The 12,457-nt window shown below is 36.9% G+C and carries 9 protein-coding genes; 2 read left to right on the plus strand and 7 right to left on the minus strand.

Features of this window, described 5'->3' with window-relative positions:
- Positions 1-185: 185 nt before the first annotated feature.
- From V9G42_12510 to V9G42_12525, 4 genes are all read right to left on the minus strand, one after another.
- Positions 186-362 carry a transposase gene (locus V9G42_12510; protein MEI2760243.1) on the minus strand — a complete coding sequence of 59 codons (177 nt, stop codon included), beginning with the start codon at positions 360-362 and terminating at the stop codon, positions 186-188.
- Between the two features lie 82 nt (positions 363-444).
- Positions 445-879: a transposase gene (locus V9G42_12515; GenBank protein ID MEI2760244.1), complete on the minus strand. Its 435-nt coding sequence runs from the start codon at positions 877-879 to the stop codon at positions 445-447.
- Positions 880-1,031: 152 nt separating this feature from the next.
- Positions 1,032-2,738 (minus strand): hypothetical protein, encoded by a 1,707-nt coding sequence (locus tag V9G42_12520; protein MEI2760245.1) that lies wholly within the window; start codon positions 2,736-2,738, stop codon positions 1,032-1,034.
- Positions 2,728-5,778 (minus strand): tetratricopeptide repeat protein, encoded by a 3,051-nt coding sequence (locus V9G42_12525; protein MEI2760246.1) that lies wholly within the window; start codon positions 5,776-5,778, stop codon positions 2,728-2,730. The genes V9G42_12520 and V9G42_12525 overlap by 11 nt, the downstream gene beginning before the upstream one ends.
- A gap of 241 nt (positions 5,779-6,019) precedes the next feature.
- Between V9G42_12525 and V9G42_12530 the strand changes: the two genes are divergently transcribed.
- On the plus strand, positions 6,020-6,871 hold the full coding sequence (locus V9G42_12530; GenBank protein ID MEI2760247.1) for a hypothetical protein: 852 nt from the start codon (positions 6,020-6,022) through the stop codon (positions 6,869-6,871).
- Between the two features lie 58 nt (positions 6,872-6,929).
- On the opposite strand, the gene V9G42_12535 is transcribed toward V9G42_12530, so the two are convergent.
- Genes V9G42_12535 through V9G42_12545 form a run of 3 tightly spaced genes read right to left on the minus strand, consistent with a single transcriptional unit; the run spans position 6,930 to position 10,134 of the window.
- A complete protein-coding gene (locus V9G42_12535; protein ID MEI2760248.1) occupies positions 6,930-8,156 on the minus strand; it encodes an alanine dehydrogenase in 1,227 nt (408 codons plus the stop codon).
- A complete protein-coding gene (tsaE, locus tag V9G42_12540) occupies positions 8,153-8,572 on the minus strand; it encodes a tRNA (adenosine(37)-N6)-threonylcarbamoyltransferase complex ATPase subunit type 1 TsaE (GenBank protein ID MEI2760249.1) in 420 nt (139 codons plus the stop codon). The genes V9G42_12535 and tsaE overlap by 4 nt, the downstream gene beginning before the upstream one ends.
- A 5-nt stretch (positions 8,573-8,577) precedes the next feature.
- Complete coding sequence (locus V9G42_12545; protein MEI2760250.1) at positions 8,578-10,134, minus strand: PglZ domain-containing protein; 1,557 nt, start codon at positions 10,132-10,134, stop codon at positions 8,578-8,580.
- A gap of 436 nt (positions 10,135-10,570) precedes the next feature.
- Between V9G42_12545 and V9G42_12550 the strand changes: the two genes are divergently transcribed.
- Positions 10,571-12,433: a DNA topoisomerase IV subunit B gene (locus V9G42_12550; protein ID MEI2760251.1), complete on the plus strand. Its 1,863-nt coding sequence runs from the start codon at positions 10,571-10,573 to the stop codon at positions 12,431-12,433.
- The last annotated feature ends 24 nt before the right edge of the window (positions 12,434-12,457 follow it).

The following is a 12,457-nucleotide window of genomic DNA, read 5'->3' on the forward strand; positions in this document are numbered from 1 at the left end:
TTGGGTTGCGAAACCAGGCCTGTAAAAAGAATGTTATTGCCTTTTGTAAAGGCTTTTTTCCTGTGATGATGCAAAGTTTTGTTTGTTGCATGCCGGGGTGATTTCAATATTTATGCCATTGCAGTTATAACGTAAGAGTTTGTTGTTTTTTCCAGGTTGAGATTTCGTTATTTATTAGAGCCTGTTTATGTTTTATTCAATAATAATTTTATTGCAGATAATTTAACCATTGATTCAGCCGAGTCAAATAGAAGTTCGTAATTTCTGCAAAGCCTTCTGTCGTTGTCAAACCAGGAAAATGTTCTCTCTATTACCCATCGCATGGGTAATGGTTTAAAACTGGTTTCTTCTTTTGTTCTCATTACAATTTACAGTACATAGTTAAATACTATTTTTGCTTTTTCAATTAGCTCTCCTCTATATCCGCCATCAGCAATAAGCAGTTTAATGCCCCACATGGTTTTCTTTGAGTTTGCGCATGAGTAGTTCGGCTGCTTTGCTGTCATGTACATGTGCAACGCTTACCATTACCGTAAGTAACCATCCATTTTTGTCTACCTCCACATGCCGTTTAATGCCCTTTACTTTCTTATTGCCGTCTATGCTCATGAGCGATTTGTTGTTGGCACTGCGTACACTTTGGCTATCTATTATGCCGGTGCTTGCATCTGCTTTTTGACCCATTTCAACTCTGGTTTGATTGCGTATTTTTTCTAATACTTTATCATATACTCCCTGCTCTTGCCATCTTTGGTAGTAGTAATAAACTATCTGCCACTGTGGAAAATCATTGGATAATTGCCTCCATTGACAGCCTGTTTTTACCAAATAATATATTCCATACTTGCCGTAAATCATGTTTGCGTTTACGATTTTCATTAGGCGTTAATTTTTCTATTCTTTGCCATTGGGCATCTGTTAGATTGGATGGATACATTTTAAGAGATTTTAGTCAATCCCTAATAAATTGTATCTTTTCCTCTCTTTTAGGTGCTCTTATTCTTTTTTTTCGTTGAAATTTAAACAGGCTCTTAAAACGACAAGGAAGCTCCTGCCAGCAATTGCAGCCTGTAAGAAGGATAGTTATACCATTTAAAGTATTGTACTGAGCCAATATTATTGACATTAAGAAATACTGACACCATCTTTGAGTAGCGGTATTCGATTGAAAGGTTAGCATCAAAATAGGGCTTTAAGCGTTGGAATGAGTCGCCATTGTAGGCAGCGGCAAAGCGTTCGCCACGATAAAACATATCTGTTTTAAAGATAATCTTTTCTCTCAGTAAAATATAGCCACCCAAATTGATTTCAACAGCCGGAACAAACCATGCCTTGGCAAGTCCATCGGGCTTGTTATTGGTATATGTTGCACCAATGTGTGTATTGAATTTTTCATTGCGCTCAAATACCAATTCACCTTTTAAGGTAATCACATCAGCATCGCTGTAAATGGTGGAAAATGTTGTATAGTTTAATGCACCGGTTGAATCGTTTACAAAGTAAACTGCATCTTTTAATCTCATAAAAGACGCCCCTGCACTAAAGAGAATTTCTTTGTCTAACTTGATATTTAACCCTCCTGAAATATCGAGCTTATTATTTGTATTGCCGGGTAAAACAAAGTCACCGGTAAATGGATTCTCCTTAGTCATTGCCTTATAGGTATTTTTTTGCATACCTCCTGAAACCTGTGCATGTATCATTAAAACATCACTGGCTAACTTATATCTGGCTTCTACGTGTGGATACAAATGAAATTTAGCCGCACTGTTTGCCTCCCACTCTGTGTTGAGACCCGCAATTAAACGAAACTCCGGAAACTCCAATGTGTAACGTGGATTAATACTCACAATAGTGTTTTTAACCAATGTATCAAATGGAAGTTTAGTACGTGAATAATCAACTTTTATGTTTGCCAATGCATCTCTGTCGGCAATTTTACGTTGCAGTTTTCCGGCTAATATTACACTGTTTTCTATTGTTTTACTGGTGTCGCGCTTCCCGCTATAACCATAAAATGACAAGCCTGCATCAAACTTATAAGTTGACTCCTGTTTTGAAAAGTTATCAAAACCTATTTCACCTGCAATACCGCTAAACAACTGACGTGTTTCAGCTTTGCTGTACACTGTTGACTTTCCATCATAACCATAAAAACGAATAACATTTCTTTCGAAGTTTAATTGAGTCCTGAGTGTACCGTAATCAGTAAATTTTTTGCCGAATAATTCAAGAGCATTCTCGCTATTGTCAGTCTTACCGTAGTTTTTAATTTTTCCTGTTGATGAATGGTGCTTCAGATGTATTCCTGCATCAAACTCTTTTGAACGAAGTGCATTATAAAATAATTCAGCATAAGGAGTGTTGTGTGTTCCATATCCTCCGCGCACATAGCCCTTGTGCAGCATTTTTATTTCATCATCTTTAATTTTTACAGGCTTTATTGGCGAAGTATTAAAAGGTAAATCAGCACGTTTACCTTCTATGTTATATTTAAACTTCACCTCTTTGACTGATGATGTATCGGCACCCGGCATGTCACTAATTTTAACAGCATCAGACAAGGTAGGTTGATAGTCTTTAACAACGATAATGTTCTCATCACCAATGTTTTTTATGGTGTCGCGTGTTTGTGCTTTCGACTGTAAAAACGCTAAGCCCAAAACACTAAAGAATATTGTTCGCTTTAACATGATTGCTGTATTCATTCCTGACTCTATTGTTGTTTTAGTTTTCATTGTTTTCCTCCTCCTTAGGTTGCTGTGGCTGAGGAACACCCTCTGTTGTTATCAGTGCATTGAGTTTTTCTGTTGCAATTTGCTTCAGGTCTTCAGGGTCTGATGGATTTTTTTCGTAATTATCAATTATGCTCTGATAGGTTTGCTTTGCCTGAAAATTATCTTTCAGTGCAATGTAATTATCACCTAATAGAATAAACGCTTTGCCAATCCAGAAATCGTAAGAAGGGACTTGTTTTATCACTTCAAAACATTTTTTCTGCGACTCTTTATAGTTGCCCCACTTGTATTGAATAAATGCCAGTGTATATTTAGCTTCTGCCACAACCTCACTGTTGCTTCCTTTCGCAATCTGGTTAAACTCCTTAGCTGCCGCAGCGTAATCTTTAGCTTCCATAGAACAACGCGCCTTAATCAGTCGTGCTTCTGAGATAACCGATGGATCTGTCTTATCATTCGACAAAAGTTTATCGGCATACACAATTGCCTGACTGCAGTTTTTCAATTTATCGTAACTTCTCATTGAACCTGTCTGTGCTATCAGCAGGTTGTCTGCATAATCGGCATTAGACTCTAAACGCTGATAGGCAGTAAGTGCCTGATCATAATTTTTCTGTGTATAATAAATAGCCGATGATCGGATGAGTGAACGTTCAGTAAATAAATTCTTTGTTGCACTGTTTACCGTTTCATAGCCTTTTAGTGCGTTAACATAATCTTTAGCCATATACTCACACTCTGCTTTATAAAAAGTTGCATTCAATAGGTATGTGCCATTAGGAAAACGCGACAAATACAGCGCAAAGTCATTTGAAGCATTTTTATAATCACCTTTCATATAGCGTTGTTCTGCTGCTTCATAAGTTATGGAATCTTGTGCGCCACTGCTGACTGCATTATTGGGGATTTTCTTTACATAATCGAAATATGCATTGGGATTTCCCTGAGCTACATAAATATTTTTAATCTGATTTAAAGCTTCTACCGACTCCGGTGTTGAAGGGTACTTTGTAACAACCTGTTTAAAGGTTTCAATTGCTTTTTCATCATTTTTACTATTGAAATAAATAAGACCTTTATTGAGCAATGATTTTTTGATATATGGACTGGCAGGAAACGAACTAATGAGTTTATTATAAGCTAACTCTGCTTCAGCATCCTGATCGAGAACCATCAATGCTTTAGCTCTTTCAAAATAAGCATCATCGGCATAATTAGATTTTGGATAAGTAGAAATCAATTGCTGCATGGCATCAGCTTTTGCTCTGTTGTTACCATTAATTCCCAGAATGATTCCTCTCTGAAACAATGAGTAATCTGAAGAAGAAGCCTTTGATCCTACTGCCTGTGAGTAAAAATTTTCTGCATTAGCAAAATCGCGTTGCATAAAATAGGCATCTCCTATACGTACCAATGCATCATTATAACGACTGTTGTCAGTCTCACCCCTTGATGCAATGTACTTTCGAAACCATGTTGCTGCTTCTTTATAATTTCCTTTCTTGTAATAACAATAGCCCATATCGTAATTTGAGCGATTATAAAAACCTAGCTTCAATGCTGCAGGTGTGAAAATAAATATGCGATACTCTTTTATAGCATCATCAAATTTATTTTGATTGTACAATGCTTCCGATTTCCAATAAATTGCCTGTGCCTGAATGAGCGGATCTATGTTGGTTGTTATTGCCTTATTGAGTAACCTGATTGACTGTTCATAATCGTGGTCGTTGAATAATTCAACGGCACGGTAATAGGCCACTTTCTGGTAGGCTGCATTTCCAGATGCAGTTCGGTTTTTAATTTTATCCAATGCAGCTAATGCTTCTTTATAGTTCCTTGTCTGCATATAGAGCGTTGCCAGCAATTCTGTTATCTCATCCTTATGTTCAGACTTTGGATACTTAGTCATAAAATCATTCATCACCCTGATAGTTGATGACTGCATGTTAAGGTCAACAGCAAGTTTTGCATAGTTAAACATAGCCTCTTCCTGTATTTGTGGATCATAACTCATCTTCGATGCAGATTCAAAAGCTGTTAACGCACCTTGTTTATCGTCAGTTTTCAGGAAACAGTCTGCGAGATGAAAATAGGCGTTCTGCGCCAGCTTGTCTTTGGGGTTTAGCACCTGCTTGAGATAATCAATTGCCTTTGTATAGTCTTTAAGCATGTAGTAGCAAAAACCGACCTGATATTTTTCCTGTCTTGTGGTTTGCGGTATATTTTTAGTGTAGTCTTCAAAATAAGTGATTGCTTTTGCAAAGTTTCCCTTACGATAAAATGACTCCGCAACAATTCTGGTAATTTCTGTTTTGTTTTGAGTGTTTTCTGCTTTTAAGGCCGGTATTGCATAGTCAAGTGCTTCATCATACTTCTGCTGATCAAAATAAATTTGTGTGATATACAAAGGCACCAAGGGACCAAATGATTCTGAATTTTTCAGTTTCATAAATTGTTCCAATGCAGCTTTATTATTATTTCTTGAATACTCTACATGTGCATTGTAATATTGTGCCGCTGTCTGATATTTGGATTCAACATTGATGATCTGCGATAAACTTTTACCTGCCTTATCATAGTCCTTACGTGTGAAATAACTATAACCCTTCTTAAAATAATATTCAATCACTTCATCATTTTTCAGATAGGCAACATCCACCGCTTCAAAATGAGTGATGGCGTTTCGATACTTCCGCTGCTTATAATAAATTCGCCCAAGTTGAAAATGTGCGAATGAAACATTAATACTCTGCGGATATTTACTAATAAAATCTGTCAGCAAAAATTCTGCATCAGGATGATATAACTCTGCTGCACACAGACCAATATAATACATTGCATCCTGACGTGCTGCTTCAGAAATTGGTTCTTCCAAAGCTTTTGTAAACTCCTCACGTGCTGCACTGAATTTTTCTTTACGCAATAAATCCAATGCAGATTTATAACGCCATTCCACATCGGTGTAAATGTTGGTTTGTTGTGCCAACGACAACAGTGGAAAAAACAATATCACCAAATATATACTTCGCCTGACCATTCTAAACATGTTTAATTGCTGATTTAAGATAAAATGCAAAATTATTGATGTGCTTAGGGTGCTAATGAATTTAAATCCGATTATTAGCCTTTTTATGAACAGAAAAATGAGGATAACTAACCCTTTTTCAGTCACAAAAATTCTGATAGTTGATGAATAATCATTCTAAAATCACCTAAACAATAAATCCCTGAAACCATTTACCGGAATTAACGTATAGGCATCTAAAAAATTATCCAAAATGAACAAATCAGTTATTTACGGAATAGTCGCACTTGCAATCGTAATGAGTTTTTCATCTTGTAAAAAAGACAAAAGTGATGCTGACTACGATTACTCTATGGCAACAGATATGTCCTTAGCAGAAAACACAATGGAAGAAGTTACAAAGATGGCAGATCAAGCCGGAGACTACGGACAATTGATGACTTACAGAAACAGCACTTCTGCAACAGTTACTGCTATCGGTTGCGCAGCAGTGACCATTGAAAATGTAACAGCAACCATCAAAAAAATGACGCTAGACTTTGGAGCAACTGATGTTACTTGCATGGATGGCAAAAGAAGACGCGGTAAAATATTCGTTCAGTTTGAAGGAAATTATCGTGATGCTAATCATGAACACACTATCAGTTTTGAAAATTACTTTGTGAATGACTACAAAATTGAAGGCACGCGAAAAATAACTAATATCGGAAAAGACAGTCAAAATCAAACTGTATTTTCAATAAATGCAGATATCAATATCAGCAATCCTAATGGCAAAACAATGACCTGGCAAAGTCAGCGTACACGCACTTGGATTGCAGGGGAAAACACAACCTTTAATACCGATAGTATAAATGGTGTAAAGGATGATATCTACTCTGTTACAGGCAGTGGCAGCGGAAAATCATTTAACGGAACTACTTTCAGTGCCAATATTACGGAGCCTTTAATAATTTCATTGCAATGTCGATTTATTACAAAAGGCAAAGCGGAACTTTCTCCCGGTGAGCAGGCTATTCGATATATAGACTACGGTGACGGCACCTGTGATGCTATTGCTGCAATCACAATCAACGGAGTTACATACTATCGTGAAATACCATAAAGAATTGTCGGTTCAAAAAAATCAACCCGCCAATGTGCGGGTTTTTTGTTACCTGAAATTAAAATGTAAAACTTGCCATGAGTAAGTTCAAATCACGAAAAGGCAAACGGTACAAATCACTGACGTATTTATTGGTTACTGTACCTCTGAACAGATAAACACCAGAACGAAAAGAAGCATCTTTCCACAACAAACTTTCAAGTCCTCCATGCTCACCAACATTCAACAGAATGGGAGTAAATATATTACTCAATGCATGTGAAGCTGTTTTAGCTACACGGCTTGCGATATTAGGTACACAATAATGCACCACACCATACTCTCTGAAAGTAGGCTGCGTGTGGTTGGTTGCCTTAGACGTTTCGAAACATCCACCCTGATCTATGCTGACATCTATCACTACGGAACCGAATTTCATTTCGCTTACCATCTCTTCTGTCACTACAATTGGTGTGCGTCCTGTTCTTGCATGTAATGCGCCAATGGCAACATCACAAGTACGCAGTGCTTTTAGCATGGTGGACTGCGTCAGTGTACTGGTAAAGACATGTTCGCCAAGATTTCTGATTACACGTCTGAGTTTATACATATTGTCATCAAAAATTTTGACATCGGCACCAAGACCCATGGCTGTGCGTGCAGCATTTTCACCAACTGTGCCGGCACCAAGAATAACAACTTCCGATGGAGGTACACCTGCAATGCCTCCAAGCAACTCCCCTTTTCCTCCTGTCGTGTTGCTCAATAATTCGGATGCAATAAGTATAGAAGTACGGCCCACAATTTCGCTCATGGCTTGTATTACCGGCATCAGTGAAGAGTCGTCTTTCATATATTCATAACCAATGGCTGTTATTTTCTTTTTGGCCATTTTCAGAAAGAAATCTTTGCTCTGCATATTAACCTGCAATACAGAAAACAATGTTTGTTTATCGTGCATTAATTCAAGTTCATCATTGGTAGGCGCTGCAATTTTAATAATAATGTCAGCCGAATAAACTTCTTTGGCACTATAAACAATTCTTGCACCTGCTTCGCTATAATCTGTATCAGTAAAGTTTGCAGAGTCTCCGGCACTGGTTTCAACCATTACCTGATGTCCATTACTTGTCAGCACTGCTACCGAATCGGGTGTCAACGCAATACGATGTTCCTGAAATGAAATTTCTTTCGGAATACCAATCAGCACTTCTCTTTTTGTCTTCTGAACTTCGAGCATACTTTCGCGTGGAAGCAATACCGATTCTGAAGAAAACATTCCACCACTCTTTGGCGCAGTTGTCATATCGTAACAATTATGGTGCGAATTTCGTTTTTCGCCTCCACTTGCACAAGTATATAGTCGAAATTTATAATGCCTTCAATTTTTTCAGGCCATTCAACAAAGCAACGGTGCCCACTGAAAAAATATTCTTCATAGCCCATATCATAAACTTCTCTCAGGTTATTGATTCTGTAAAAGTCAAAATGATATATCACTTCAATGGCAGAATGATATTCGTTTACGATTGAAAATGTTGGGCTGCTTACATTGTCAGTAACATTGAGTTGACTGCATAATGCTTTAATAAGAGTTGTCTTACCTGCTCCCATCTCGCCTTTAAACAAAACTATTTTTCTTTCTCCAATTACTTCAAGAATTTGTTTTGCTACATTACTTAACTCATCCGGAGAACTACAAACAAAAACATGCTCACTCATTACTTTCATTTGTTAACCAATGAAATAAAAGGTACAATCATTTCTTCAAGCGAAATGCCTCCATGCTGAAACGTATTTCGATAATGGTTTACGTAATAATTGAAATTATTGGGATATGCGAAAAATTTATCTTGTTTAGCAAAAACAAATGCAGTACTCACATTCAGACGTGGCAACAGTGCATCATTAGGGTTTTTTACTTCAAAAACATCACGCTTTTCATAGTTCAGATTCTTGCCTTGCTTATAACGCAGGTTGGTATTGGTGTTTCTGTCACCAATTATTTTTGATGGCTCTTTAACTCTGATAGTGCCGTGATCGGTTGTAATAATAAGCTTTACATTTTTCTGTGCTATACGCTTCAATGCCTCAAGTAATGGCGAATGTTCAATCCAGGAAAGTGTAATAGAGCGATAAGCGGGTTCATCATCTGCCAGTTCACGAATTACCTGCATGTCTGTACGTGCATGTGAAAGCATATCCACAAAGTTGTAAACAATAACATTGAGTTTGTTTCCAAACAAATTCGGAATATTGTCAACCAACTCCTTTCCTGCATCCAGATTCGTGATTTTGGTATAAGAGGATTTAATATTTTTTCTTAAGCGACTGATCTGATCTTTTAGCAAATCTTCTTCATGTAAATTTTTACCTCCTTCATCGTCATCATTTACCCACCATTTTGGATGCATTTTCTCAATATCGGCAGGCATAAGTCCAGCAAACAAACTGTTTCGTGCATATTGTGTGGCTGTTGGCAGAATACTGAAATAAGAATCTTCTTCTGTTACTCGGAAGAGTTCGCTAATCACAGGTTCAATAACTTTCCACTGATCGAAACGCAGGTTATCAATCAGAATAAAAAAAACAGGAACATCAGATGTCTCTGCCATTGGAATAACTCTGCGTTTAAGCACATGTTGCGACATGAGAGGTGCATTGTTTTCCGGATTTTTTATCCAACTGAAATAGTTATTTTCAACAAATTTCGAAAACAACCTGTTAGCTTCTTCTTTCTGCTGAATCAGAATTTCTGACATGCTTTCATCACGAACTTTATCGAGCTGCAACTCCCAATAAACCAGTTTTTTATACAACTCTGCCCACTCTGCATGCCCTAGCCTGTCACCAAGCATCATGCCTATCTGCCTGAATTCCTGTTGATATTGCGTGTTTGTTTTCTCACTGATTAATCGCTTGTTATCGAGATTCTTTTTCAGTGATAACAAAATCTGATTCGGGTTAACAGGTTTAATCAGATAGTCGGCAATCTGTGAACCAATTGCGTCTTCCATAATAGACTCTTCTTCACTCTTGGTAATGAGAACAACAGGAATATTACTATTGATACTTTTTATACGTAGCATCGTTTCTATACCACTGAGCCCTGGCATATTCTCATCTAAGAAAACTATATCGAATAGTTCCTTCTTGAAAATTTCCAATGCATCTGTCCCACTGTTTGCGGTAACAGTTTCATAACCTTTATCATTAAGAAATAAAATGTGTGGCCTTAATAAATCTATTTCATCATCAGCCCAAAGTATGCGTTGTTTTTCCATTTTTTATTTCGCTCTAAATTACAAACAAAAACAAAACGTTTGCCTGATTATTTTATTGAGTTATAAAAAATTTTTCGGCCAGAAAACGAAATCATTATTTAAATTATTGTTCTGAAAGTAAAGGTTCTCCTGTTAAAATGCCGCTTCATAAACAGTTTTATTGATAAAAACAACTGATAAATGCAAACAATTTATTAAAACGATAACCTCCTAAAATTCAGTAGTAATACTTTTTAACAACAGTTGAAGAAATGAAAAATAAAGCAGCACCACCACTTATCTTTGCACCCTGATTTTTTTTAACAGACACTTGTTTAAAAGGCATTTTTACCAAAACAGAACTGTCTGTATTTAAAGTATAATTTCAGCGGTCGGGCAATGTATTGCATTGCAGCCATTTTATTAAATTTAAAAGAACTAAGACAATAACAGAAGCATGTCAAAAAAAGCTACACATAATTACACCGAAGAAAGTATTCAAAGTTTAGACTGGAAAGAGCATATCCGCCTCAGACCGGGAATGTATATTGGAAAACTAGGTGATGGCTCTTCGCGCGATGATGGTATTTACGTTTTACTGAAAGAGGTGATTGATAATTCCATTGATGAATATGTGATGGGATATGGGAAAAAGATTGATGTTATTGTAGAAAACGGAAGTGTTACTGTTAGAGATTACGGGCGTGGTATCCCATTAGGAAAAGTTGTGGACTGTGTTTCTAAAATAAATACCGGTGGAAAATACGATTCACAGGCATTTCAGAAATCTGTTGGACTTAATGGTGTAGGTACTAAAGCTGTAAATGCACTTTCCACATATTTTAAAGTTCAGAGTGTAAGAGAAGGCAAAACTACCATTGCAGAATTTGAAAGAGGCGAATTAAAAAAACAGCAAAAAGAAAAATCATGCGATCTTGCTGATGGCACACTTATTAGTTTTATTCCCGATAATGAAGTGTTTATTGATTATAAATTCAACCATGAGTTTATAGAAAGAATGTTGAACAACTATGCATTCCTGAATGTAGGTTTAACGTTAAATTTCAACGGTAAAGAATTCTTTTCACAAAACGGATTGCTTGATTTGTTGAAGGCAAATCTGAGTGAAGAGGTGCTCTACCCTGCCATTCATCTAAAAGATAATGATATTGAAATTGCATTTACACACACACCAAGTTATGGAGAAGAGTATTTTTCATTTGTAAATGGACAGCATACCACACAGGGAGGAACACATCTTGCTGCATTTCGTGAAGCAGTAGTAAAAACGGTACGAGAGTTTTACAAAAAAGAATTTGACCCGAGTGATGTACGCGAAGGAATTGAGGCTGCTGTAAGTATTCGTATTCAGGAACCTGTTTTTGAGTCGCAGACAAAAACTAAATTAGGCTCACAAAACACTTATCCAAACGGTCCGTCTTTACGCAACTGGATTAACGATTTCGTTAAAACCAACCTCGATAATTACCTTCACAAACATCCTGAAACTGCAGAAATCTGGTTGAAAAAAATTCAACAAAGCGAGCGTGAAAGAAAAGAAATAGCAGGTATTAAAAAACTTGCTAACGAACGTGCTAAGAAGGCAAACCTGCACAATAAGAAATTACGTGATTGTCGCACACACCTCAACTCCAAGTCACCTGAAAGGTTTGAGTCAACACTATTTATTACAGAGGGCGACTCGGCAAGTGGTTCAATAACCATATCACGTGATGTAAATACACAAGCCGTTTTCAGCTTAAAAGGCAAACCTTTGAACTGCTTCGGTCTCACCAAAAAAATTGTTTACGAAAACGAAGAGTTTAATCTGATGCAAAATGCATTAAACATTGAAGACGGGCTTGAAGAGTTACGCTACAACCGTATTGTAATAGCTACCGATGCCGATGTTGACGGAATGCATATCAGACTGTTGCTCCTGACTTTTTTCTTACAATTTTTTCCTGAATTGGTAAAAAATAACCACGTGTATATTTTACAAACACCACTTTTCAGAGTGAGAAATAAAAAAGAAACCATTTATTGCTACAGTGAGCAAGAGCGTGTTGCTGCAATAGAAAAACTAGGTAGCAAACCTGAGATTACGCGTTTCAAAGGTCTTGGAGAAATTTCACCTGATGAATTTAAAAATTTCATAGGTCGTAAAATGCGCCTCGAGCCTGTGCGTATTGAAGGCGAAGGCTCCGTTCAGCATTTATTAGAATATTACATGGGCAAAAACACACCCGACAGACAAGATTTTATTATCCGCAACCTTAAACTTGAAGAAGAATTAGAACCTGAAATTGCAGAAGCATAATTGAAATTTAAACGATTTATTTCA

It is taken from the genome of Bacteroidia bacterium (genome assembly GCA_037045145.1).
Lineage (GTDB): Bacteria > Bacteroidota > Bacteroidia > AKYH767-A > OLB10 > OLB10.